Consider the following 24,454-nt stretch of genomic DNA (forward strand, 5'->3'; position numbering starts at 1 on the left):
TTACAGCGGTATCTGCTGCACTTCTGTGTGCTCCCTCGGCTCAAGCGCAGAGGACGGGAACCCGCGTGGGTCCCCCTCCCGCCGAAATACCTGACGATCTGCGTTTGAGCGACCAAGATCGAGCGCGAGTAGCAATGTATCGCTATGCGAAATGTGCGGTTGAAAAGAACCGGTCGATGATCGAACTTTATCTGAAAACAGCCGCTGGATCAAAGGCCGCTCACAAAAGGGCTAACTCGCTTTCGGTCGATGATTGTCTCTCCACCGGAGAAATGCGGTTCAACGAGTTTCTGTTCCGAGGCGGCGTGTACGACGTCCTTTATCAAAAAGACTACCGTAAAGTCGGGCCGCTCGACTTCGCGGCCACCCCGGATGTCGATTACGCTGCGGTAGGGGCTGACGCTTTGGAGACGCCTTCCCCTTCACACGTAGCACTAATCCAAGTTGCCGATTGCACCGTGCGCAAGGCGCCGGAAGAAGCCCGCAATCTCATACTGAGTGGAGTAGCGAGCAAGTCGGAAGGCGTCGCATTTGCGAGCATTGTTCCGTCGATGGAAGGATGCTTGTCTCAGGGATCGCAGCTGAAATTTTCCAAGTCGGTGCTTCGAGGAGTCATCGGAGAGGCACTTTATCGCCTGTCGGTTCGCGCAAGCCAACCGAAAACCGCGACTGAGGACTTATAATGCCTAAAGTAACCGTAGATGGCGAAGAACTCGACGTCCCACAGGGCGCTACCGTCCTGCAGGCGTGCGAACTGGCGGGGAAGGAAATCCCGCGTTTCTGCTATCATGAACGCCTGAGCATCGCCGGCAATTGTCGCATGTGCCTGGTCGAAGTCGCGCCCGGCCCGCCGAAGCCGCAGGCGTCGTGCGCGCTGCCGACTGCCGAGGGGCAGATCATCAAGACCGACAGCCCGATGGTGAAGAAGGCGCGCGAGGGGGTGATGGAGTTCCTGCTCATCAACCACCCGCTCGACTGCCCGATTTGCGATCAGGGGGGCGAATGCGACTTGCAGGACCAGTCGATCGCCTATGGCCGCGGCGCGACGCGCTATGACGAAAACAAGCGCGCGGTGACCGAGAAATATATGGGTCCGATCGTCAAGACGGTGATGACCCGCTGTATCCAGTGCACGCGCTGCGTCCGCTTTGCCGAGGAAGTCGCCGGGGTCGAAGACATCGGCGCGATCGGGCGCGGCGAGAATATGCAGATAACGTCGTATCTCGAGCGGGCGGTTGCGAGCGAACTGTCGGGCAATGTCGTCGACTTGTGTCCGGTCGGCGCACTGACCAGCAAACCCTATGCGTTCGAAGCGCGGCCGTGGGAACTGACCAAGACGCTGGGCATCGACATGATGGACGCGGTCGGCACCAACGTGCGGATCGACGCGCGCGGGCGTCAGGTGCTGCGCGTGTTGCCGCGGATCAACGATGATGTGAACGAGGAATGGGCGAGCGACAAAACGCGCCACCATGTCGACGGCCTGACCCGGCGCCGTCTCGATCGGCCCTATGTGCGCCGCGACGGCCAGCTGGTCGAAGCGACATGGGCCGAAGCATTTGAGGCAATCAAGGCCGTGAACGCGGGAAAATCGGTCGCCGCGATCGCGGGCGACCTGGCCGATTGCGAGACGATGTTTGCGGCGATGGCGCTGGTCAATGCGCTCGGCTCGACGTTGCTCGAAGGGCGCCAGACCGGGCTCGACTATGACGTCAGCAGCCTGTCGGCGGTGAATTTCAACACTGGCATCGCCGAGGCCGAGAATGCCGACGTGATCCTGCTAATCGGTACGAACCTGCGCTGGGAAGCTCCGCTGATCAACACGCGGATCCGCAAGGCGGTGTGGAAGAAGGGCGCGAAGGTCTTTGCGATCGGTCCAGAGAAGGATCAGACGTACAAGGTCAGCTGGCTCGGCGACGATGCTTCGCTCGTCGCAAAGCTGCCCGCGGCGGCGCTCGACGCGCTGAAGGGCGCCGAACGTCCGCTAATCATCGTTGGCGGCGGCGGCCTTGCGGTTCCCGGCGTTCATGGTGCGGCGCTGGCGCTTGCCAAGTCGGTGAACGCGGTCCGTCCTTCGACAGGCTCAGGAGGCTGGAACGGCTTTTCGGTCGTCCATATGGCGGCGAGCCGCATGGGTGGGCTGATGCTCGGCTATGCGCAGCCCGGCGGGATCAAGGATATCGTCGCGGCGAAACCGAAGCTGGCGTTTTTCCTCGGCGCCGACGAGGTCGATTTCACCGGCTTTGCCAAGACGCTGAAGGTCTATGTCGGCCATCATGGTGACAAGGGCGCCCATGCCGCCGACGTCATCCTGCCCGCGGCGGCGTGGACCGAAAAGGACTTTACCACGGTCAACACCGAGGGCCGCGTTCAGCGCAGCGAAAAGGCGGTGTTCGCACCGGGTGACGCGCGTGAAGACTGGAGCATTTTCCGGGCCTTGGCCGATACGCTGGGCGTGTCGCTCGGTTTTGACAGCTTCGATGCGTGCCGCTCCGCGATGATTGCAGCAGTTCCGGCGCTCGGCGTCGAAGGCGTCGCCAATTACGGCTGGTCGGTACCCAAGCTGCCCGCCAAGCCCGAGGCCCGCGCGATCCCTTCGCCGATCAAGGATTTCTACCTCACCAACGCCATCTGCCGTGCGTCGCCGACGATGCAGCGCTGCTCGGACGAAATCCTCCATGGCGGTGACTATGCGGAGGCCGCGGAATGACCCCGGTACATGCAATCGCCAGCGTCATGCTGGCCAGGATGAGCTTTGCCGTTTGGCGCGGCTTTAATCCGCGCAACAAGTCCGAGAAGCCCGGGCCGCACAACGGCTGGCGCAACCAGGACGGGACGCGGAAATGACCGAGACCTTTATCTCCTGGGGTATGGACCCGAACTGGGCTTGGGGCGTCGCAACCGTCGCGGGCATCCTGCTGATTGCGTTGCCGCTGATGCTCGCGGTCGCGATGATCATCTATGCCGACCGCAAGATCTGGGCGGCGATGGCGCTGCGCCGCGGGCCGAATGTCGTCGGACCCTTCGGGCTGCTGCAAAGCTTTGCCGACGGGCTGAAAGTGTTTTTGCAGGAAACGATCATCCCGACCGGTGCGAACCGCGGTCTGTTCCTGATCGCGCCGATCATCACCTTCACGGTCGCGCTGATGGCATGGGCGGTGATCCCGTTCAATTCGGGCGCCGTGCTCGCCGACATCAATGTTGGCTTGCTCTACATCCTCGCGATCTCGTCGCTCGGTGTGTATGGCGTCGTGCTGTCGGGCTGGGCGTCGAACTCGAAATATCCCTTCTTTTCCGCGATGCGCGCCGCCGCGCAGATGATTTCCTATGAAGTGTCGATCGGGTTCATCCTGGTCGGGGTTGTGCTCTATGCCGACAGCTTCAACCTCAACGAAATCATCAAGGCGCAGCAGGGCCATGGGCTAGGCATCGTCAACGCCTTTGGCTTCAACCTGCTGCTGTTCCCGCTCGCGGTCATCTTCCTGATCGCCAGCCTCGCCGAAACCGCGCGCGCGCCCTTCGATCTGACCGAGGCCGAGAGCGAGCTCGTCGCCGGCTATCAGACCGAATATTCGTCGATGAGCTTCGCGCTGTTCTGGCTCGGCGAATATGCCAATGTCCTGCTCATGGCGACGCTGAACGCGGTGCTTTTCTGGGGCGGCTGGCTGCCGCCGCTCAACATCGATTTCCCGTGGTTTGACGTCCCGGGCTGGTTGTGGCTGTTCGGCAAGATACTCGCCTTCTTCTTCATCTTCAGCTGGGTGAAGGCGACCGTGCCGCGCTACCGCTATGACCAGCTGATGCGCCTGGGCTGGAAAATCTTCCTGCCGATCAGCCTGATCTGGATCTTCCTGATCTCGGGCTGGCTGATGCTTACGAGGTATTCATGACGTCCATTGCCCACCTCATCAAAAGCTTCACGCTGTGGGAGTTTGTGAAGGCGCATGCCCTCACGCTCAAATATTTCTTCAAGCCGAAGGCGACGATCAACTATCCGTTCGAGAAGAACCCGCTGAGCCCGCGTTTCCGCGGCGAACATGCGCTGCGCCGTTATCCGAACGGCGAGGAACGCTGCATCGCGTGCAAGCTGTGCGAAGCGGTGTGCCCGGCGCAGGCGATCACGATCGAGGCCGAGCCGCGCGAGGACGGCTCGCGCCGCACTACGCGCTACGACATCGACATGACCAAGTGCATCTATTGCGGCTTTTGCCAGGAAGCATGCCCGGTCGATGCGGTGGTCGAGGGGCCGAACTTCGAATATGCGACCGAAACGCGCGAAGAACTGCTCTATGACAAGGCCAAGCTGCTCGCCAATGGCGACAAATGGGAACGCGCGATCGCGGCGAATCTTGCCGCCGACGCGCCCTATCGGTAAGGGCGCGCGCACATGATCCAACTCTTTGCCTTTTACCTGTTCGCGACGATCGTCATCGCCTCTGCGGCGATGGTGATTTTCGCGCGCAATCCGGTCCATAGCGTCATGTGGCTGATCCTTGCCTTCTTCAACGCGGCGGGACTGATGCTGCTGGCGGGGGCCGAGTTCATCGCGATGCTGCTCGTCATCGTTTATGTCGGCGCGGTCGCGGTGCTGTTCCTGTTCGTCGTGATGATGCTCAACATCGATTTCGCAGAATTGCGCGCCGGTTTTGTGCGCTATCTGCCGCTCGGCGCACTGGTCGCGATCATCCTTGTCGCGGAGTTGATCTTCGCGTTGGGCGCGTGGAGCGCGGGCGGGGTCGATCTGGCCGCGCGTGCCGCACCGGCGGTGACCGACAAGAGCAATATCCAGCAGATCGGTGAACTGCTCTACACGCGCTACATCTTCCTGTTCGAGGCCGCGGGGATCATCCTGCTCGTCGCGATGATCGGGGCGATCGTGCTGACGCATCGCCAGCGCGGCGGAGTGCGCACCCAGAATATCTCATTGCAGAACCAGCGCCGTCCGCAGGATGCGACGCGGCTGGTCGATCCGGGCGTCGGGCAGGGGATGGAGTTGTGATTTCGGTCGGCCATTACCTCGCCGTTTCGGCGGTGCTGTTCACGCTCGGCGTGCTCGGCATCTTTATCAACCGCAAGAATATCATCGTCATCCTGATGGCGATCGAGCTCATTCTGCTCGCGGTGAACATCAACCTCGTCGCGTTCAGCGCCGCGCTCGGCGACCTGGTCGGACAGGTGTTCGCGATGTTCGTGCTGACCGTCGCGGCGGGCGAAGCTGCGATCGGGCTTGCCATTCTTGTGATCTATTTCCGCGGCCGCGGCACCATTGCGGTCGATGACGCCAACCGGATGAAGGGGTAAGCCGGTGATTCAGGCGATCGTTTTCCTGCCGCTGCTCGCGGCGCTTGTCGCAGGGCTGGGCCAGCGGGCCATCGGCTCGTTCGCGGCCAAGCTGATCACCACCGGCGCGCTGTTCACCAGCGCCGCGCTCAGCTGGCCGATCTTCCTGTCGTTCGTGATGGGCAGCGGCGAGGCCGATGTCGTGACGGTGCTGCACTGGGTGTCGTCGGGCGCGCTGCAATTCAACTGGGAATTGCGCGTCGATGCGCTGACCGCGGTCATGCTCGTCGTGATCACGACGGTGTCGGCGCTCGTCCACCTCTATAGCTGGGGCTATATGGAGGAAGACCCGGACCAGCCGCGCTTCTTTGCCTATCTCTCGCTCTTTACCTTTGCGATGCTGATGCTCGTGACCGCGAACAATCTGGTCCAGATGTTCTTCGGTTGGGAAGGCGTCGGTCTCGCGTCGTACCTCCTAATCGGTTTCTGGTACAAGAAGCCGAGCGCCAATGCCGCGGCGATCAAGGCATTCGTCGTCAACCGCGTCGGCGATCTGGGTTTCATGCTCGGCATCTTCGGTACCTTCCTGGTGTTCGGTACCGTGTCGATCCCCGAAATTCTGGCCGCCGCGCCGGGCATGGCGGGCTCGACAATCAGCTTCATGGGAATGCGTCTCGACACGATGACGATCCTCTGCCTGCTGCTTTTCATCGGCGCGATGGGCAAGTCGGCGCAGCTCGGTCTGCACACCTGGCTGCCCGACGCGATGGAAGGCCCGACCCCGGTGTCGGCGCTGATCCACGCCGCGACGATGGTCACCGCGGGCGTTTTCATGGTGTGCCGCCTGTCGCCGATGTTCGAGATGTCGGACGTCGCGCAGGGCGTCGTAATGTTCGTCGGCGCCGCGACCTGCTTCTTCGCCGCGACCGTCGCGACGACGCAGTGGGACATCAAGCGCGTCATTGCTTATTCGACCTGTTCGCAGCTCGGCTACATGTTCTTTGCCGCGGGCGCTGGCGCTTATGGCGCCGCGATGTTCCACCTGTTCACGCATGCCTTCTTCAAGGCATTGCTGTTCCTGGGCGCCGGTTCGGTGATCCACGCGATGCACCACGAACAGGACATGCGTTATTATGGCGCGCTGCGGAAAGATATCCCGATTACCTATTGGGCGATGATGCTGGGCACGCTCGCGATCACCGGCGTCGGCATCTATGGCGTTTTCGGCTTTGCGGGCTTCTATTCGAAGGACGGCATCCTGGAAGCGGCCTTCGCGAGCGGCGGCGGCGGCGTGATCGCCTTCTGGGTCGGCATCTTCGTCGCTTTCCTGACCAGCTTCTATTCGTGGCGTCTGGTCTTCCTGACCTTCCACGGCACGGCGCGCTGGGAGCAGAGCAAGCATATCCAGCATGCGGTGCACGACGATCATGGGCACGGTCATGAAGACCACGCCCACGCGGCCCATGACGATCATCATCACGCCGCGCATGGCGATGGCACCGCTGGCTACAAACCCCACGAAAGCCCGGTCACCATGCTGATCCCGTTGATCATTCTGTCGATCGGTGCGGTGTTCGCAGGCTTCGCGTTCAAATATCCTTTCATCTATCCCGAAGAAGGCATGGCTTTCTGGAACGGGAGTCTCGCCTTCGACGCCGAACTGATGCACGCCGCGCATGAAGTCCCCCTGTGGGTGAAATGGACGCCGTTCACGGTGATGGCGATCGGGCTGTTCCTCGCGTGGAACAGCTATATCCGCAACACCACGTTGCCGGGCCGCTTCGTTGCGCAGTTCAAGCTGCTGCACCAGTTCCTCTACAACAAATGGTATTTCGACGAGCTCTACAACATCGTCTTCGTGAAGCCCGCCTTTGTGATCGGCCGCTTCTTCTGGAAGCGCGGCGATGAGCAGACCATCGACCGCTTCGGTCCCGATGGCGCGGCGGCGCTCGTCCAGGGCGGCACGCGGCTCGCGGTGCGGCTGCAATCGGGTTATGTTTATGGATATGCGTTTGTGATGCTGCTCGGGCTTGTCGGCCTGGCCAGCTGGGCCATGGTGAAGTTCCTGTGAGCGGTTTTCCGATCCTTTCGCTGATGCTGGCGATCCCCGCCGTTGCCGCGATCGCGTGCCTGTTCGCAGGCGACCGATTGGCGCGGCTGATCGCGCTGGGCGCGACGCTGGTCACCTTCGTGCTCGGCTGTGTGATGTGGGCGCAGTTCGATATCGGCGGGCCGCAGTGGCAGTTCACCGAACGCGCCGACCTGTTCGGGCGGTTCAGCTGGGCGCTCGGCATCGACGGCATGGCTCTGATGCTGATCATGCTCAGCGTGTTCCTGATGCCGTTGTGCATCCTTGCCAGCTGGGACGCGATCAAGAGCCGTGTTGGCCTCTACATGGCGATGTTCCTCGTCATGGAAACGATTATGATCGGCGTGTTCTGCGCGCAGGATCTGCTGCTGTTCTACATCTTCTTCGAGGCTGGCCTGATCCCGATGTACTTCATCATCGGCATTTGGGGCGGCGCGAACCGCAAATATGCGGCGTATAAATTCTTCCTCTACACGCTGCTCGGCTCGGTGCTGATGCTGATCGCGATGATCGCGATGATCGCCGAAGCGGGGACGACCGACATTCAGACGCTGCTCAACTACGACTTCCCGGTCGAAATGCAGACGTGGCTGTGGCTCGCCTTCTTCGCCAGCCTGGCGGTCAAGATGCCGATGTGGCCCGTCCACACCTGGCTGCCCGACGCGCACGTCCAGGCGCCGACGGCGGGATCGATGATCCTCGCCGGCGTACTGCTGAAGCTCGGCGCCTATGGCTTCATCCGCTTCATGATGCCGATGTTCCCCGATGCCTCGGCGCAGCTGATGTGGATCGTGTTTGGCCTGTCGATGGTGGCGGTGGTTTATACCAGCCTCGTCGCGCTGGTGCAGAGCGACATGAAGAAGCTGATCGCTTACTCGTCGGTCGCGCATATGGCGATCGTCACCGCGGGCCTGTTCGCCTTCAACCAGCAGGGGATCGAAGGCGCGCTGATCATCATGCTCAGCCATGGCGTCGTCTCGGCGGCGCTCTTCTTCTGCGTCGGCGTCATTTACGACCGCCTGCACACGCGCGAGATCGACCGCTACGGCGGGCTTGCGGTCAACATGCCGGCCTATGCGATCTTCTTCATGCTGTTCACTATGGCGTCGATCGGTCTGCCCGGGACCAGCGGTTTTGTCGGCGAATTCCTGAGCCTTGCCGGGATTTATGAAGCGTCGAGCTGGGTTGCCTTTGTGTGCACCACCGGGATCATTCTTGGCGCTGCATATATGCTCTATCTCTACCGCCGCGTCGTGTTCGGCGAACTCACCAAGGACGATGTCAAGGCGATGCCCGACCTCAATCCCCGCGAATGGGCGGTGCTGGCGCCGCTGGCCGCCGTGGCACTGTGGATGGGTGTTTATCCCGAAAGCTTCCTCGCGCCGATGCGCGGCGATGTGACGACGGTTGTCGCGCGGCTTGCTCCGGCCAAGCCAGCGGGTGATGCCCAACTGGCGGCTGGAAAACCGCAGCCCGCCAAGGCGCAGGGTGACACCGCGCACGGATCGAGCCATGCGGGAGGCGTCCAATGACCGCCGATCTCGCACTCATCTGGCCCGAACTGATCCTGACGATCGGTGGGCTGATCACCCTGATGCTCGGAACCTTCCTGGGTGACCGGCAGGTCGGCCTTTACCAGCTTAGCGCGCTGCTGACGCTGGCAGCGGCAGCTGCCGCTGTCGTGGCGCTGTTCGGCGTCAATGCCACGGTCTTTTCAGGGACGCTGTCGGTCGACGGCTTCGGCGGCTTCGCCAAGCTGCTGATCTACGCCGCCAGCTTTATCTGCATCCTCATCGCGCCGCGCTTTTTCACGGGCGGGATGCGCGCCGAATATCCGACTCTGATCCTGTTCGCGGCGCTTGGTATGGGGATCATGGCGTCGTCGCGCGACCTGATGACGCTGTACGTCGGGCTCGAACTCAACAGCCTCGCGGCCTATGTGCTCGCCAGCTTCATGCGCACCGACGAGCGCTCGACCGAAGCCGGCCTCAAATACTTCGTGCTCGGTGCGCTCGCGTCGGGAATGCTGCTCTATGGCATTTCGCTGCTCTATGGCTTTACCGGCACCACCGATTTCAGCGGCATTGCGGCGCGCATGGGCGGCGAGATGAACATCGGGTTGATCTTTGGCATCGTATTTGTGCTCGCGGGGCTTGGTTTCAAGATCAGCGCTGTGCCGTTCCATATGTGGACCCCCGACGTTTACGAAGGCGCACCGACCCCGGTGACGACCTTCTTTGCCAGCGCGCCGAAAGTCGCTGCGATGGCACTGATGACGCGCGTTGTCATCGACGCGATGGGACCTGCAATTGGCGCGTGGCAGCAGATCATCATCTTCCTTGCGCTTGCCTCGATCATCCTCGGTGCGGTCGGCGCGATCGGGCAGAAGAATATCAAGCGCCTGCTCGCTTATTCGTCGATCAACAATGTCGGCTTCATGCTGATCGGTCTCGCTGCGGGAACGCAGGCGGGGGTCGAAGGCGTGCTGACCTATCTGCTCGTCTATGTCGTGACGACGATTGGCGCCTTCTTGGTCGTGCTGCAATTGCGCGACGCTGATGGCAATTATATCGAAAGCATCCCGGCGCTCGCGGGTCTGTCGCAGCGCCGCCCCGGACTGGCGGCAGCGATGGCGGTATTCCTGTTCAGCCTGGCGGGTATTCCGCCGCTGTTCGGCTTCTGGCCGAAATATCTGGTGTTCGAGGCCGCGGTGAACGCCAACCTGCTGCCGCTGGCGATTGCGGGCATCGTCGCGTCAGTGATCGGGGCATTCTATTATATCGCGATCATCAAGACGATGTATTTCGATGACAATTCGGACACCGAAATCCCCGCGGGCGGTGGCGCAATCGTCGAGGATGCGGTGATCACGGCGAGCGCACTCTGGCTCTCGGTTATCGGTTATCTCTTCATCCCGATGCTCGCAGTCGTATCGGCGAGCGCCGCCGCGGTGCTGTTCTGATCCCGCCGATCGAGCAGGTAGCGCAGACAGGTTCGACCAACGCCGACCTGCTGGCGCGGCTGGCCAGCGGCGAGCAGGTCGGCGAGGGGCATTGGCTGATCGCCGATCGCCAGACCGCCGGGCGCGGACGGCTGGGGCGCGACTGGAACGACGGGCAGGGCAATTTCATGGGCTCGACCGTCGTGCATCTGACGGTCGGCGACCCGTCGGCAGCAACGCTGGCGCTGGTTGCCGGAGTGGCGCTGGCCAAGACCGTTGCCGCGCTCGCGCCGAACATCAATGCGCAGCTCAAATGGCCGAACGACCTGTTGATCGGCGGCGCCAAATGCGCGGGCATTTTGATGGAGCGTACCGGCAATTCGGTGGTGATCGGCGTCGGCGTCAATCTGGTCGCGGCGCCCATATTGCCCGACCGGGCAACGGCGACGCTGGCGGATAAAGGTGCCGCGATTGACCGCGATCATTTCTCCGGGGCGCTGGGTATCGCTATGATCGACGCGCTGTGGACCTGGCGGCAAGAGGGGGTGGCGAGTATCGTCCGCACCTGGCTGCCGCTGGCGCATCCGCTCGGCACGCCGCTGCGCGTGTCCGAACAGGGCGTTGACGGAACATTCGATGGGCTTGCCGAGGATGGCGCGCTGCGCTTGCGTGTGGCGGGCGGCGAGACCATGCTGGTGCACGCTGGGGACGTCGAACTGGGCCGCACGGTCGAGAAAGAGAGATAGATGCTGCTCGCGATCGATGTCGGCAACACCAATGCCAAATTTGCGCTGTTCGACGGATCGCAGCTGCGCGCGCGGTGGCGGATCGCCACCGACGACCGGCGCACCGCCGACGAATATATGGTGTGGCTCGATCAGTTGCTGCGCATCGAGGGCTATGACCGCGCGCAGGTCGATGCAGTGGTCATCTCGACGGTCGTGCCGCGCGCGCTCCACAATCTGCAACTGTTGGCGGTCAAATATTTCGGCGTCGATGCGTTGGTCGCTGGACGCGAGCCCGTGACATGGGGCATCGCGCTCAAGGTCGACGAGCCGCGCTCGGTCGGTGCCGACCGCGCGGTAAACGCGATCGCGGCGCAAGCGGTCGAACCCGGCAAGGACAAGCTCGTCATCAGCTTCGGCACCGCGACGACGCTCGACCACATCGACACCGACGGCGCCTATCTGGGCGGCATCATCGCACCCGGAGTCAATTTGTCACTGGAGGCGCTGGTTGCCGCCGCCGCCAAACTCCCGCGCATCGCCATCGAAGCCCCCGCGACCTCCAGCGTGATCGGCCGCACCACCGAAAGCCAGATGCTGATCGGCGTCTATTGGGGCTATGTATCGATGATGGAAGGCCTCATAGGGCGGATGAAATCCGAAATCGGCAAGCCGCTGACCGTCATCGCGACGGGCGGCCTTGCAACCTTGTTTCAGGAACAGGCCCATCTGTTTGACCGCATCGAACCCGATCTGACGCTCAACGGGTTGATGCACCTCTATAACCAACGGAACCAGACAATATGACGACTCCAGGCAAGGAGCTGCTTTTCCTCGCGCTCGGCGGATCGGGCGAGATTGGTATGAACGCCAATCTTTATGGCTGCGACGGCAAATGGATCATGCTCGACCTTGGCGTGACATTCGGCACCCATGATTATCCCGGCATCGACATCATCATGCCCGACCTGGAATTTATCGAGGATCGCAAAAAGGACTTGCTCGGGATTGTCCTGACCCACGGGCACGAGGATCATATCGGCGCCTTGCCGTATCTCGCCGCCGACCTTGGCGTGCCGCTCTACGCCAACCGCTTCACCGCCGGCCTGATCGCCAACAAGCTGGCAGAGGAAGGACTGGAGAAAGAGGTCAAGATCAAGACCGTCGACATCGACGCGCATTTCCAGCTTGGCCCGTTCGGTATCCGCCTCATGCCGCTCGCGCACTCGATCCTCGAGATGAGCGCGGCGGTGATCGACACCCCCTATGGCCGCGTGTTCCACACCGGCGACTGGAAGCTCGACGCCGATCCGGTGCTGGGCACCCCGTCGAGCGCTGCGGCGCTGACTGCGATTGGCGACGAAGGCGTCGATTTCCTTGTCGGCGATTCGACCAATGCGTTTAATCCCGAGGCATCGGGCAGCGAGGGCGATCTGTATGGTGGGCTGCTGACCGCGGTCGGCAATGCCAAAGGGCGCGTCATCGTCACTACCTTTGCCTCGAACGCGGCGCGTCTCAAGACGCTGGGTCGCGTCGCTACGGCAACCGGGCGCACGCTGTGTGTCGCCGGACGCTCGCTCGACCGCATTTTGGGCGTGGCGCGGTCGGTCGGTTATCTGAAGGACTTCCCGCCGACGGTCGATTTCGACGAGGCGATGCGCCTGCCGCGCGACAAGGTGATGGTGATCGCCACGGGCGGGCAGGGCGAACCGCGTGCGGCGCTGGCCCGGATGGCGGCGGACAGCCACCAGATCAAACTCGCGCCCGGTGACACCGTCGTCTTTTCGTCGAAGCAGATCCCCGGCAACGAAGTGGCGATCGGGCGGATCATGAATCAGCTTGCGGCGAAGGACATTCTGACCGTCACCGAAAAGCAGGCGCATATCCATGTCAGCGGCCATCCGGGGCAGCCCGAACTGGCGGCGCTCTATGGCTGGCTGCGGCCGAAGCTGGTCGTGCCGGTGCATGGCGAGATTCGCCACATGCACGAACAGGCGCGCTTTGCGCTGGAAAAAGGCGTTCCCGATGCGCTGATCCAGGAAAATGGCGATCTGGTCAGGCTGGCGCCGGGACCGGCGCAGATTGTCGAGCGCGTGCGCGCAGGGCGGCTGATCCTCGACGGCGACGTCATCCTGCCCGCCGACGGAGAGACGATCAACGAGCGCCGCAAGCTGGCGCTGCATGGGCATATTACCGTCGCGGTCATCTTTACCGGCAAGCGCTTCACCGAGGTCGCGATCAGCTATCGCGGCGTTCCGGTCGAGGACGAGCGCGAAGCCTTTATCGACGAGATGCGCGAAGCGGCGGAGAAAGCGGCGCTCGCTCCCGCCAAGGAACAGGAAAAAATGCGCGAGGCGATCCGACTGAGCGTGCGCCGCGTCGCGACCGACTGGACCGGCAAGAAACCGGTCGTCGATGTCATGCTTGTGCAGCTCTGAACGGATTTGGGACGATGAAATGGACCTCAGCCCTCGCGATCTATTCGCTGTTTTTCGCGCTCAGCGCCTTTTTCGTGCTGCCGTTCCACGGCCGCAAAGGGAGCGACGATGAGGCACCGATGGTAAAGGGCCAAGACCGCGGCGCGCCTGCGGTTTTCCGGCCCGGGCGCATCCTCCTCCAGATGGCGATTGTCGCCACGATCGGCTTTGTCCTTTATTATGCTGCCTATGTGAGCGGGGTCGTCGATCCCAATGTGGTGAGCGGTCGGGCCTGACTCGCTGTGCCTGACATCCTGCAAAGTTCAGGAAAGTTCAGCCCTATGGGCGGCCCGAATTGGGCCTCGCGGTGATTTGGATGCGTTTTCCAAGCCTCGCCTTAGCCGCACCGGCGAGCCGGGGCGTGACTGATATTTGTCTACCAAATGAAAGAGTCAAACAAAGGCTGGCACAGCCTGAAATTGTAGGAAAGACCTTTTTGGAGGCGAAGTCTGCTTAGGGCTGGGAAGCGGAAGTTCGTGTTTGTTAGAGCCGAGTGTAGGCGCGCGTCTTGGGCAGCTTGAAAATCGGTCATTTAGATTGTTTCAATGCTCGCTAGTGTAGACACCTTGGAGTGGATGCAGGGAGAAGCACGCGTGAGTCCTGAGGAAATCGACAAAATAATCGGGATGGACGACCGCGATGCGCTCATCGATCAATGGGCCTTCGATGATCGCGTGATGTTCGGCGACCAACCGTTAAATCCAAACCATGTCACGTTGACTATTCGGCACTTAGGATGGTGCTTGGCCATTATAGATATGGCATTCGAAACGATGGAGAGGGAGAAGCAGGTGTTTGTCGCTGCGGAAAATGGTTCTCGTTCCGGCGACGCACTTGACGCAGCATACAGGGTGGTCGCCATGCGAGAGTTGCTCAGACAGCTGCTACCAATTCGCGAGCGAGTTTTGCCTTACAACGTGTCTGATTTTGACCGAAACCCACCACGCCGCTCGGTTGACGCCACCACCGCTTAGTTACGCAAGCGGTCGATCGCCTGCGCCAGCGCCACATACAGCTTGCCGATGTCCGAGGACAGCAGGGTCACGCTGATCGCCGACCCGTCGCGCGCGCCGATCAGCAGGCGCAGCATCGCTTCGAAATCGTGGATGAACTGATTCACCGACGCGTGGAAGCCGTCGTCATTCTGGTAGAGGCGCAGGATTTCTTTCGCCTCGCCATTCTCGATCAGCTTGACCGCGCGGCGCGCGAAGACGGCGCGGTCGCCCTTCAGATAGGCGTCCCAGGCGGTGTCGCTGACTTCGGTTGACAGGATCTTGGTGACGTCGATCGCGGTCGATTTCAGCGCCTCGGTCAGCAGCCCGACCTGCTTGGCAAGCGAATCGCGGTCGGATGCGGCGATTGCCTGTTCGGCTTCGGCGACGCGCTGTTCGACGCTCGCGCTGGTGTCCATGATCGTAATCAGCTGGCGCATCAGCCGGTCGGCGGCGCCATTCGCGGCCGCGACCGCGCGGGCCGAGGCCTCTTCGATCGCGGTCAGCTGCGCCATGATCTCGGTCTTGAACGCGGCGTCGATTGCCTCGGTCGCGGTCGCCTGCATCGCTTCGCGTGCGCCCGAAACCAGTTTTTCGAGCGTCTGTCGCGCCTCGTCGGCGGCGGAATCCGCGGTTGCGCGGACCTCGCCCAGTGTCGCGATCATCCGCGCGCCGCCCTGTTCGGCAAAATCGTCGGCGCCATCGCGCAGCTTCGCCAGCGCGGCTTCTGCATCGGCCAGCGATCCATTGATGCGGTCGACCAGCGCCTGCTGGCTGGTCGCGTGCCCCACCATCTGTTCTTCGTTCGATTTGAGCGTCGCCTGTACCGCATTGACGTGTGACATCGTCGATTGCGCGACCAGTTCCGACGCTTCCAGCATCGGGCGCAGCTGCGACAGCGCGGTCTGCGTTGCCTTGCCGTGCGAGGTCATGCGATCGAGCGCGTGCGGGAGCGTCTCGTCGAGCTCGCGCGTCACGGCGTCGAGCGCGAGGAGCAGCGATTCGGCGTGGGTGATCAGCTGGTGCGCCGACGCATTGCCACTCTGCACTTCCTGCATGAAGGTGCTGAGCTGCGCTTTGGTGTCGTCGATCGAGCGACCGATGACGCCGGTGCTGGCGCTGACGCTGACGTCGAGCACCTCGAGTTGCTGGGCCACGTCGGCGACATGCGCGGTGATCCGCGTTGCCAGCGCGTCGCTCGCGTCGGCGTGGGCGGCCAGTTGTGAGCCCATCGCATCGCCAGCATCGCGCGCGGCGGCCAGCTTGGCGTCCATCTGCGCGGCTGCCGTATCGACGCCGTCGCGGAACAGACGCCAGCTTTCCTCCATCTGCGCGGTGACGGTGGCGACTGTCGATGTCATGTCGTCGCGCGCGCTGGCGCTGGCGCTGGTGATCCGGGCGAGCGCCGCGTCGTGTGCGCTGCTCACTTGGGTAGAAGCCGCGAGCAGGCCGGTTTCAGTCTCCTTGCCCTGTTCCTGCAGCGCAACAATCGCTTCGAGAATGCCGGCAGTCGCGGTCTCCCCGGTTTGCGCAGTCTTGGCGGCTGCTTCGCCGAGTTCGGCCAGCTTGGCCTCCAGGCTGGCGCCCTGCTGGTGCGCGACGAGCCCGGCTTCGCGGAAATTCACCGCGAGCCGCTGCGCCACATCGTCGATGCGCGGCAGGCCCGCGAGCAGGCCGTCCATGCGCTGCATCGCGACGTCGCCTGAGCGCGCCAGCTGATCATGCGCATTGGCGATCACGGAGGCGTTACTGGCCAGCTTGTCGCTGCTTTCATTGAGTCGCATGACCGTGTCGAAGCCAAGCTGCTGAACGAGCTTGGCCTGTTCGCCGAGCTGCCTTTGCGCGTCGGCCAGATGCAGGCCGAGCGAATGCATCGATTGATTGAGCGCCAGATTCTCTTCGCGCAGCGCCGTTGCCACCCGGGCGAAACGCGCCTGCTCCGAACGCCCCGAACGCAGCAGCACCATCCACAGTACGGCGAGCAGGGTTAGCGGCATCGCAATCGTTGCGATTAGCGAAGGGGCGTCGGCAAGCGCCGGGCTGCGCGCAAAACCGTCCGTCGCGACGGACAGCGCGAACCCTGTCCAGCCGATGCCCAATAAAACAAGCAGGGCCGGGGCGACGCGATCGCGCCATGCCGGGGCCTGCCCCGCATCATCGGCATAATCGCCGACATCTTCGGTCGCGCTCAGTGGCGCCATTTCGAGCCACTCGCGTTCGACGGGTACCGCTGTGTCGGGCGCGGCCGCCGTTTCGGGCGGCGCGGCGTGGGCCTGCGCGGCGCTGTCGACATCCTGGATTTCGGCGGAATCCCGCCACAATCCGACGATTTTCTTGTCCCCCGTCATTCGGCCATCTTAGCATCAAATGGCCGTCTTGAAACGGAAACTTAACCACGGGCTGCCAAGCCTGTGGAATGTCTTTTGATAGTGGCCCCCTTGACCGGTACCTCAGCGCCGCGATCGGCGACGATCCGGCGATCGCGATGGACCTGCGCACGGCCTTTACTGGCGGTGCGCGCGACCTCGCCGACCTGATGCGCCGCGCTCGCTGTGACGCCAATTGGGAGGTTGCTGCGCTTCGCCTCAAGGGACTCGCGGCCACCTTTGGCATTATCCCGCTGATCGAACTTGCCGAACAGGCGATGGCGGGCGCGCCGGGCGATCCGTTGGTGCTCCGCCAGATCAACGCGGCAATCGACGACCTCGCCTGAGCCGCGCGGCGAATGAAAGCGGCGGGGTTCAATTCCCGTTCAGCCGCTTTCTTCCAATAAATATCGCAACGGGCCGTCTTGCCATGGCAACGCGACGGGTTTAGCCGCGTTATGAACGCGCGCCGGAACCCCGTTTGCGTTGCCTGTTTTCGTTGGGCGAGCCGGCCGATTCTGAGGAGAGATTTCGATGTTCACCCGTTTCCGCACGATGCCCGCAACGGCCATGGCCGCTGTGCTTGGCTGCGCGCTGATGACGACCGCGACCCCGGCCGCTGCGCAGAAGAAAGAAAAGCCGAAAAAGGAAGAAGCCGCCAAGGGCAAGGGGCTGGTCGCCAGCAAAGGATTCGCTCCGGCGCTCAAAAAGATGACCGATGCCGCCGGCGCCAAGGATGCTGCGACCTTACAAGCAGCGCTGACCGAAGGACAGGCCAGCGCATCGACGCCCGACGACAAATATCTGATCGGTTTCTATCAACTCCAGCTTGGCATCCTGAACAAGGACCAGGCGCTGCAGGGACAGGGGCTCGATGTGATGATCGAATCGGGCCTGACCCCGGCTGAAAACATTGGCGTCTATAACTTCTATTCGGGCAATTTTGCCTATGGCGCGAAAAATTACACCAAGGCGATTCAGCGGCTCGAAGCGGCGAAGGCCGCGGGTTCGACCGAAAGCGCGCTGTCGCCGATGCTGATGGACAGCTATTTGAACGGTGGTCAGATCGACAAGGGCTGGGAAATCGCCCAGGCCGGGATTGCCGCCGCCCGTGCAGCCGGTACGAAACCGTCCGAAGAGCTGTTTGTGCGTCCCGCACAGGCATTCCAAAAAGCTAACCGGACCAATGAGATGCTGGACGTGCTGACCATGCGCGTGCAGGATTATCCGACCCCGGCCACGTGGCGTAACACCCTGTACATCCTGTTGCAGCAGTCAGGCGGCGACAAGGAACTGAACCTCGACATCCTGCGCCTGATGCGCGCCACCAATTCGATGACGCAGCGTCCCGAATATCTGGAATATGCCGGGCTGGCGACCGAAGCCGGTTATCCGGGCGAAGTCGTTGCGGTCATCAAGCATGGCCAGAACAGCGGCGCCATCCCCAAGACCGATGCGCATTTCGGCGGTATTCTGGAATCGCAAACGCCGCGCGCGGCGGCCGATGCCTCCGCCGTTGCCGCCGACGCCGCCAAGCCGGCCACGCTGAGCAACCCCAAGACAGCGCGGGCGACCGCCGATGCGCTGGTTGGCAATGGCGACGCGGCCAAAGCCATTCCTTTGTATGAAGCCGCGCTGGCGGCCAGCCCGACCGATCCGGTTATCCAGTACCGACTGGGCGTCGCGCAGGCGCTGGCGGGGCAAAGCGACGCAGCGGTGGCCAGTTTCGCCAAGGTGCAGGGCAATCGGCAGCGGCTGGCGCAACTGTGGGCCATCCAGGCCAAGGCTGGCGCAGCGCCGGCGGCCGCTCCGGCAGCGACGCCTGCGACCTGAGGCGCTGGCGTTAACAACGCAAAAATGGGCGCCGTTCCGGTGAGGAGCGGCGCCCTTTTTGATGCGCAATCCGGATTGGGCCGATCAGGATTCGACCGGAATACCCGCCAGTTGTTTTGCGGTGCGAATCGTCAGCGATGTCTTGACGCTGGTAACATTGGGCGCCGAGGTCAGATGGGCGGTCAGGAATGACTGAAAGCTTTGCAGGTCGCGCGCGACGACCTTTAGCAGAAAGTCGATTTCGCCATTGAGCATGTAGCATTCGCGCACTTCGGCGAGACCGCCGACATAATCTTCGAACGCTTTCAGGTCGGACTCGGCCTGACTGCGCAGGCTGACCATCGCAAAGACGGTGATGCCATAGCCGAGCTTCGCAGCATCGAGATCGGCATGATAGGATCGGATGACCCCCGATTCTTCCAGCGCGCGGACGCGCCGCAAGCATGGCGGTGCGGTCAATCCCACCATTTGCGCCAGTTCGACATTCGTCATCCGGCCATTTTTCTGTAGCTCGCCCAGTATCTGGAGGTCGATCTGATCGAATTTCTGACTCGCCATTGTTGAAACATCCGCTTTCCAAAACTGCGAACACCATAATATTATTTCAGGCGATTGCAATTGTCCCACAATGTGACGTGGCCGGTGAAGGCACTTTCATGACCGGGGGATTCACGCTAGCCGGTAAGCTTACGGTAACCAACGATAGAAGGTGTGGGGCTGGCTTCGCGTGACTGCTGACTCGATGATCGCGACCATCCTGCGTCAAGCGCCTGCGGATCATCGCGCCAGCATCGCAGCGTGGCGCCAGCTGTCCGATATTCTGGCGCAGCGCGGCAATCAACTGGATGATGACGATATTCGTCGCAGCCTGCATGCACTGGCCGTCCTGCGGCCGCGCGTCCCCGAATCGGTGCGCCGCGATTGCGCGCGGGCGATCGCGAGACACGGCCGATTTGCGCCGCTGGTCGCGCTTTACGGCAATGACGTCCCTGCCGTCGCGGCGATCATGTTGCGCGGCGCGCAATTGTCGGAAGCGGACTGGCTGGCGATGCTGCCAGCGACCAATGCCATGGCGCGATCGGTGCTCGCTGGACGGACGGATTTGCCGCAGGGCGTTTATCGTGCGCTGGCAAGTTTGGGCAGCGGGTCGGTCGCCCTGCCGCGGCCCGTGGTCGACGCCGAAGCCGCACCGGCACCGGTGTTTTCGCTGCACGCGGCACCCGATGCTACGGTGGAAAATGGCACCAGCCAGATCAGCGAACTTGTCCGCCGGATCGATAAATATCAATCGACCCGCGGCCAGCCTGACGCAGCCAAGGCCGTTGCCGCACAGACGCCGCGATCGGCGTTCCTTTTCGAGACCGGCCCCGATGGCGTGATCCATTGGGTTGACGGCGTGACGCGCGGCGCGGTGATCGGCCTGTCGATCGCCGAGGCGGCGTTTGGCGGCGAACCCGGCACCGACGGGGTGGCGGCAGGCGGTTTTCGTCAACGCGCCGAAATCCTCAACGCGCGTATGATGCTCGAAGGCACGCCTGCGGACGCGGGCGAATGGCGCTTTTCGGCGCTGCCATGGTTTGACCCGGCCACCGGGCAATTTCGCGGCTATCGCGGTAGCGCGCGCCGCCCGAACCGCAACGAGATCCCCTATGGGCGCCCGGTTGCCGAAGATTCAGGCGACTCGATCCGTCAGTTGATCCACGAACTGCGCAGTCCGCTCAACGCAATTTCCGGCTTTGCCCAAATCGTCGCCGGTCAGATGTTCGGGCCAGTCAGCCAGAGCTATCGCACGATGGCCGACACAATCGTTGCCGACGCCCTGTCGGTGCAAACGATCATCGATGATCTGGAGACGGCAGCGCGCAGCAACGCCATCGCCGCCATTGATCCGGCGCCGGGCGAAGTCGTCGATATCGGCGCGATCGTGACGCAGGTCGAAAGCGACCTGGCGGCGTTGCTGGCCGAACAGCGCGTTGATCTCAGCATTTCGCGCGTCGGCGGGCCGTTCCGAGGGCTGGCGAACGATGCCAATGCGCGCCGCATGATCGGACGCTTGCTGACCGCCTTAGTCGATGTATCCGAAACGGGAGCGATTCTGGTCGGCCAACTCGTCACCGAATCGCCGCATGACGATATGCTTCAGCTGCGGATCGTCCGACCCGCAACGATACGCTTCGCCACCGCATCCGACCTGCTTGATCCCGGTTTCAGTCCTGAGGGCGAGGCGCCGGGCGCCGCGGTGCTCAGCCTTGGCTTTTCCCTGCGCCTGGTCGACAGTCTGGCCCGCGCGGCGGGCGGACGGCTCGACATCGGGCATAACGCCTTGACCTTGCACCTGCGCTCGGCCAACTCGAAGGCTGAAGCCGGGCTGGAGGCCCAGCAAGGCGAATAGCCGGGGCGGTTGCGGAGCAAAGGGGAGCGTGGTGCAGCCTGCGGGCAATTTCTTTGCTGAGCCGGCACGATCCGACCTGGTGGAACTTGCAGCGGACGAGCGATCGCGGTTCTGGGTCACGATCGATACCGAAGAAGATTTCGACTGGGAGGCGCCCTTTGCGCGCACGGGCTATGGCCTTGCGTCAGTCCCGGCGCTCGCCGACTGTCAGGGCTATTTCGAACGCGCGGGGGTAAGGCCGATCTATCTGGTCGACTGGCCGATCGTGGCCGACGACCGCGCGGTGGAAATCCTGGGCGCAGCGCAGGCACACGGCGGTTGCGAGATTGGAGCGCAGCTTCATCCGTGGGTGACGCCGCCGCATGACGAGGCGGTCAGTGCCCGCCACAGCTATACCGGCAATCTGCCCCGCGACCTGCAACGCGCAAAGATGACCGCGCTGCGCGATGCGATCCGGGATCGCTTCGCAGCCGCGCCGACCGTGTATCGCGCCGGGCGCTATGGGCTCGGCCCCGATACCGCGACGATGCTCGCCGAACTTGGCTTTCGCTGTGATACATCGGTGCGGTCGGGGTTCGATTATCGCGCTGGTCATGGTCCCGACTATCGCAGCGCACCGCTGCATCCCTGGTGGGTTCGAACGGAGGCAGGGGCGGTGCTAGAGATGCCGGTGACGACCATCTTCAGCGGTCTGCTCGGCGGCGCTGGCCGCGCGGTTTACCATCGCCTCGCGCGCAACGGTACGCACGTCGGCGCGGCGCTGGCGCGGCTTGGAATGGTCGAGCGGATCGCGCTGACGCCCGAAGGCATTCCTGCCGCGCGGGCGCGCGAGGCGATCGACATCGCCGTCGATCGGCGCCTGCCCGTGCTCAACTTCTCGTTCCATTCGCCATCGCTGCAACCCGGCAATACCCCCTATGTCCGTACGCAGGCCGATCTCGACCTGTTCTACCGCTGGTGGGATGTGGTGCTCGACCATTTGGCGCGGCGCGGGGTCGAGCCGACGACGGGGGCCGAGATTCTGGCGATGGCAGAGCGCAAGGCGATCGCTTGAGCCTTGGTGCTTGCCAACGCGCCGCGGCCTCCGCTATCGCCGCATCTCCCCACGGGGGCCTGTAGCTCAATGGTTAGAGCTGGCCGCTCATAACGGCTAGGTTGCGGGTTCGAGTCCTGCCGGGCCCACCATTTCCTGTTGGCATGCGCTAGGGCGCCTTTGTCCGGAGTCGCTGCGCCGCGGTCAGGTCGCGCAGCACCTGCGCCCGCATCTCAAGCTCGCGCCGTTCGGGATCGGACAAGCCATCGCGCGCGTAACGGTCAGCCAGCGTCGAAATTTGCGCGGCTTCGCGGCGGAGCGCGCGGGCTTCGCGTTTCGACAATTGACCACTGTCGCGACCATTGCTGATCCGCTCCCGGGTTTCGCGGAGATCATGCCCGACCGTCGACGGGCCATGCTGCCTGTCCATATCGGAGATCCCCGGCATTCGGTCGCTTGGAGACGGGGCTCGCGGTACGAACTGGGCATGTGCGAGCGTGGGCACCAGCAAGGCGGCAAAAACGATCAACAAGCGCATAGTCGGCCTCATTTTCAGCGGTGCGTCGAAAATCGTGCCGACGCCATGAACGCGTCGTGAATACGCCCCCGCCCGCATTCTGCTTGCAAATCGAAGCCGATGGCGGTCCATTGCGGCGGGGAAGGAGAGGGACATGCGAAAACGGCGGATCCTATTGTTGGGAGGGCTGGCGGTCATTGCAGTGGTGGCGGGAACGGTCGCGGTGCGCACCGCAAGCTTTGCGCCGACGGACATCGCCGATGGCAGCGATATCCGGCTGACCGCGGCTCCCCGCTATAATCTCGACACCGCGGTTGCGAATTTGAGTGCCGCGGCGCAGATCCGCACGATCTCGCATCAGGATCCCGCGGACGATGACGTCGCTGAATGGGACCGGTTGCACGCGTGGCTTGCCGCGACCTACCCCGCCACCCACCGTACGATGACCCGCACCATTTTGCCGAACCGGACGCTGATCTATCATTGGCCGGGTAGCGATGCTTCGCTGGCACCGATCATCGTCATGGCGCATCAGGATGTCGTGCCGGTCACCGAAGGGACCGAGGGCGACTGGAAATATCCGCCCTTCGCCGGGACGATCGCTGAAAAGGCGGTGTGGGGCCGGGGCACCGTCGACGACAAGGGATCGCTTGTCGGTCTTTTTGAGGCGTTGGAAGCGCTTGCAGGGCAGGGGTTCCGGCCCAAACGTGGCATCTATCTCGTCTCCGGGCATGACGAAGAGGTCGGCGGATCCGGCGCTGCGGCAGCTGCCGCCAAATTGAAAGCCGAGGGGGTGCGCGCCCTGTTCACCCTGGACGAGGGCAGCGTGGTGCTGCGCGACACCCCGATCATCAACGGTCCTGCGATCCTGATCGGGGTTGCCGAAAAGGGCTATGCGACGCTGAAAGTGACCGCCAACGCACCCGGGGGGCATAGTTCGATGCCGCCAGCCGAAACCGGGGTCACGACGCTGGCGCGCGCAGTGCTGGCCATCACCGAAAATCCCTTTCCGATGGAGATGCGCGGTCCGGGTGCGGCGATGGTGGAATCGCTTGCCGCGCACAAGGGCGGCACGACCAAGATGGCGGTGGCCAACCAATGGCTGTTTGCCCCCGTTCTGAAGCGCCAGCTCGGTGCTTCGCCTTCTTCCGCGGCAGCGTTCCACACGACAATTGCCCCGACGATGCTGGAGGGAAGCCCGAAGGAGAATGTGCTGCCGCAATCGGCGACCGCGCTGATCAACTATCGCATCGCGCCGTGGAACACATCCGCCGACGTCATGGCGCGCGCCAAGGCGGCGGTGGGCGACGCACCGGTCACGTTCAGCTGGGTCAAACCGCCGAACGAACCGTCGCCCGTGTCATCGACCAGCTCGCAAGGCTGGAAATATGTCGTAGCGGCGGCACGTGCCGACGCCCCCGATGCCGTCGTTGCGCCCTTCCTGGTGGTGGGCGCAACCGACAGCCGCAGCATGGCGCCGATTTCAGACGATGTGTACCGGTTCATGCCGATGCATTTCTCGCTGAAGGAAACGGCGATGATCCATGGCACCAACGAGCATATGACAATCGACAGCTTCAAGCGCATGATCGATTTCTATGCGCGGCTGATCGCAACGTCCGCCGGATAAACGCGGCGGGGATAATGTGGGAAGACAGTGGTCGGGGAGACAGGATGGGAATCGACAAAGGGACTTGACGTAGGATTTGCTAAGAGTCGCGGTATATCAAGGGCTTTGTGGACACTCCTGTAGCACCTACCTGTATCATTTCCCTGTATCATTTGGTGTGAAAAATGATACAGGCGGGG

23 protein-coding genes and 1 tRNA gene are annotated in these 24,454 nt (G+C 62.8%); 21 read left to right on the forward strand and 3 right to left on the reverse strand.

What is annotated here, in order from left to right; translation table 11 throughout:
- Nucleotides 1-176 precede the first annotated feature (176 nt).
- From VGN68_RS00600 to VGN68_RS00670, 15 genes are all read left to right on the forward strand, one after another.
- Entirely contained in the window at nucleotides 177-683 is a 507-nt protein-coding gene (locus VGN68_RS00600) for a hypothetical protein (RefSeq protein WP_327472859.1), read from the forward strand.
- Nucleotides 683-2,710, forward strand: coding sequence for an NADH-quinone oxidoreductase subunit NuoG (nuoG, locus tag VGN68_RS00605; RefSeq protein ID WP_327472861.1), 2,028 nt, complete (start codon nucleotides 683-685; stop codon nucleotides 2,708-2,710). Before VGN68_RS00600 ends, nuoG begins: the two co-directional genes overlap by 1 nt.
- Nucleotides 2,707-2,847, forward strand: coding sequence for a hypothetical protein (locus VGN68_RS00610; RefSeq protein ID WP_327472863.1), 141 nt, complete (start codon nucleotides 2,707-2,709; stop codon nucleotides 2,845-2,847). Before nuoG ends, VGN68_RS00610 begins: the two co-directional genes overlap by 4 nt.
- Entirely contained in the window at nucleotides 2,844-3,890 is a 1,047-nt protein-coding gene (gene nuoH, locus VGN68_RS00615) for an NADH-quinone oxidoreductase subunit NuoH (protein ID WP_327472865.1), read from the forward strand. Before VGN68_RS00610 ends, nuoH begins: the two co-directional genes overlap by 4 nt.
- Nucleotides 3,887-4,375, forward strand: coding sequence for an NADH-quinone oxidoreductase subunit NuoI (gene nuoI, locus VGN68_RS00620; protein ID WP_088441770.1), 489 nt, complete (start codon nucleotides 3,887-3,889; stop codon nucleotides 4,373-4,375). Before nuoH ends, nuoI begins: the two co-directional genes overlap by 4 nt.
- Before the next feature lie 12 nt (nucleotides 4,376-4,387).
- A complete protein-coding gene (locus tag VGN68_RS00625; RefSeq protein WP_327472869.1) occupies nucleotides 4,388-4,999 on the forward strand; it encodes an NADH-quinone oxidoreductase subunit J in 612 nt (203 codons plus the stop codon).
- Nucleotides 4,996-5,301, forward strand: a complete 306-nt coding sequence (gene nuoK, locus VGN68_RS00630; RefSeq protein WP_053554267.1) for an NADH-quinone oxidoreductase subunit NuoK — start codon at nucleotides 4,996-4,998, stop codon at nucleotides 5,299-5,301. Before VGN68_RS00625 ends, nuoK begins: the two co-directional genes overlap by 4 nt.
- Nucleotides 5,302-5,305: 4 nt before the next feature.
- Complete coding sequence (gene nuoL / locus VGN68_RS00635; protein WP_327472871.1) at nucleotides 5,306-7,351, forward strand: NADH-quinone oxidoreductase subunit L; 2,046 nt, start codon at nucleotides 5,306-5,308, stop codon at nucleotides 7,349-7,351.
- Nucleotides 7,348-8,901: an NADH-quinone oxidoreductase subunit M gene (locus VGN68_RS00640; protein ID WP_327472873.1), complete on the forward strand. Its 1,554-nt coding sequence runs from the start codon at nucleotides 7,348-7,350 to the stop codon at nucleotides 8,899-8,901. Before nuoL ends, VGN68_RS00640 begins: the two co-directional genes overlap by 4 nt.
- Complete coding sequence (gene nuoN / locus VGN68_RS00645) at nucleotides 8,898-10,331, forward strand: NADH-quinone oxidoreductase subunit NuoN (protein ID WP_327472875.1); 1,434 nt, start codon at nucleotides 8,898-8,900, stop codon at nucleotides 10,329-10,331. Before VGN68_RS00640 ends, nuoN begins: the two co-directional genes overlap by 4 nt.
- An 8-nt stretch (nucleotides 10,332-10,339) precedes the next feature.
- The gene (locus VGN68_RS00650) at nucleotides 10,340-11,056 is read left to right on the forward strand and encodes a biotin--[acetyl-CoA-carboxylase] ligase (protein WP_327472948.1); all 717 of its coding nucleotides are present in this window, start codon (nucleotides 10,340-10,342) and stop codon (nucleotides 11,054-11,056) included.
- Complete coding sequence (locus VGN68_RS00655) at nucleotides 11,057-11,842, forward strand: type III pantothenate kinase (RefSeq protein ID WP_327472877.1); 786 nt, start codon at nucleotides 11,057-11,059, stop codon at nucleotides 11,840-11,842.
- Nucleotides 11,839-13,473 (forward strand): ribonuclease J, encoded by a 1,635-nt coding sequence (locus VGN68_RS00660; RefSeq protein ID WP_327472879.1) that lies wholly within the window; start codon nucleotides 11,839-11,841, stop codon nucleotides 13,471-13,473. The genes VGN68_RS00655 and VGN68_RS00660 overlap by 4 nt, the downstream gene beginning before the upstream one ends.
- A gap of 14 nt (nucleotides 13,474-13,487) precedes the next feature.
- A complete protein-coding gene (locus VGN68_RS00665; protein WP_327472880.1) occupies nucleotides 13,488-13,748 on the forward strand; it encodes a DUF1467 family protein in 261 nt (86 codons plus the stop codon).
- A gap of 357 nt (nucleotides 13,749-14,105) precedes the next feature.
- Nucleotides 14,106-14,486, forward strand: coding sequence for a hypothetical protein (locus VGN68_RS00670; protein WP_327472881.1), 381 nt, complete (start codon nucleotides 14,106-14,108; stop codon nucleotides 14,484-14,486).
- On the opposite strand, the gene VGN68_RS00675 is transcribed toward VGN68_RS00670, so the two are convergent.
- Entirely contained in the window at nucleotides 14,483-16,852 is a 2,370-nt protein-coding gene (locus tag VGN68_RS00675; protein WP_327472883.1) for a hypothetical protein, read from the reverse strand. The two genes, VGN68_RS00670 and VGN68_RS00675, sit on opposite strands and share 4 nt — an antisense overlap.
- A gap of 68 nt (nucleotides 16,853-16,920) precedes the next feature.
- Here VGN68_RS00675 and VGN68_RS00680 point away from each other — a divergent pair, with 68 nt between their 5' ends.
- Entirely contained in the window at nucleotides 16,921-17,217 is a 297-nt protein-coding gene (locus VGN68_RS00680; protein WP_293697013.1) for an Hpt domain-containing protein, read from the forward strand.
- Between the two features lie 187 nt (nucleotides 17,218-17,404).
- The gene (locus VGN68_RS00685; protein WP_327472887.1) at nucleotides 17,405-18,703 is read left to right on the forward strand and encodes a tetratricopeptide repeat protein; all 1,299 of its coding nucleotides are present in this window, start codon (nucleotides 17,405-17,407) and stop codon (nucleotides 18,701-18,703) included.
- Nucleotides 18,704-18,787: 84 nt separating this feature from the next.
- Here VGN68_RS00685 and VGN68_RS00690 read toward each other — a convergent pair whose 3' ends face one another.
- The gene (locus VGN68_RS00690) at nucleotides 18,788-19,261 is read right to left on the reverse strand and encodes an Lrp/AsnC family transcriptional regulator (protein ID WP_037558177.1); all 474 of its coding nucleotides are present in this window, start codon (nucleotides 19,259-19,261) and stop codon (nucleotides 18,788-18,790) included.
- A 169-nt stretch (nucleotides 19,262-19,430) separates the two neighbouring features.
- Here VGN68_RS00690 and VGN68_RS00695 point away from each other — a divergent pair, with 169 nt between their 5' ends.
- The 3 genes from VGN68_RS00695 (at nucleotide 19,431) to VGN68_RS00705 (ending at nucleotide 22,280) form a co-directional block, all read left to right on the forward strand.
- The gene (locus VGN68_RS00695; protein WP_327472890.1) at nucleotides 19,431-21,095 is read left to right on the forward strand and encodes a histidine kinase dimerization/phospho-acceptor domain-containing protein; all 1,665 of its coding nucleotides are present in this window, start codon (nucleotides 19,431-19,433) and stop codon (nucleotides 21,093-21,095) included.
- A gap of 28 nt (nucleotides 21,096-21,123) precedes the next feature.
- Nucleotides 21,124-22,149 (forward strand): polysaccharide deacetylase family protein, encoded by a 1,026-nt coding sequence (locus VGN68_RS00700; protein WP_327472892.1) that lies wholly within the window; start codon nucleotides 21,124-21,126, stop codon nucleotides 22,147-22,149.
- A gap of 55 nt (nucleotides 22,150-22,204) precedes the next feature.
- A tRNA-Ile gene (locus VGN68_RS00705) sits at nucleotides 22,205-22,280 on the forward strand.
- A gap of 17 nt (nucleotides 22,281-22,297) precedes the next feature.
- On the opposite strand, the gene VGN68_RS00710 is transcribed toward VGN68_RS00705, so the two are convergent.
- Nucleotides 22,298-22,558 carry a hypothetical protein gene (locus VGN68_RS00710; protein ID WP_327472894.1) on the reverse strand — a complete coding sequence of 87 codons (261 nt, stop codon included), beginning with the start codon at nucleotides 22,556-22,558 and terminating at the stop codon, nucleotides 22,298-22,300.
- A gap of 241 nt (nucleotides 22,559-22,799) precedes the next feature.
- Between VGN68_RS00710 and VGN68_RS00715 the strand changes: the two genes are divergently transcribed.
- Nucleotides 22,800-24,275, forward strand: a complete 1,476-nt coding sequence (locus tag VGN68_RS00715; RefSeq protein WP_327472896.1) for a M20 family peptidase — start codon at nucleotides 22,800-22,802, stop codon at nucleotides 24,273-24,275.
- Nucleotides 24,276-24,454: the final 179 nt, after the last annotated feature.

This window comes from Sphingopyxis sp., from assembly GCF_035998965.1.
GTDB lineage: Bacteria > Pseudomonadota > Alphaproteobacteria > Sphingomonadales > Sphingomonadaceae > Sphingopyxis.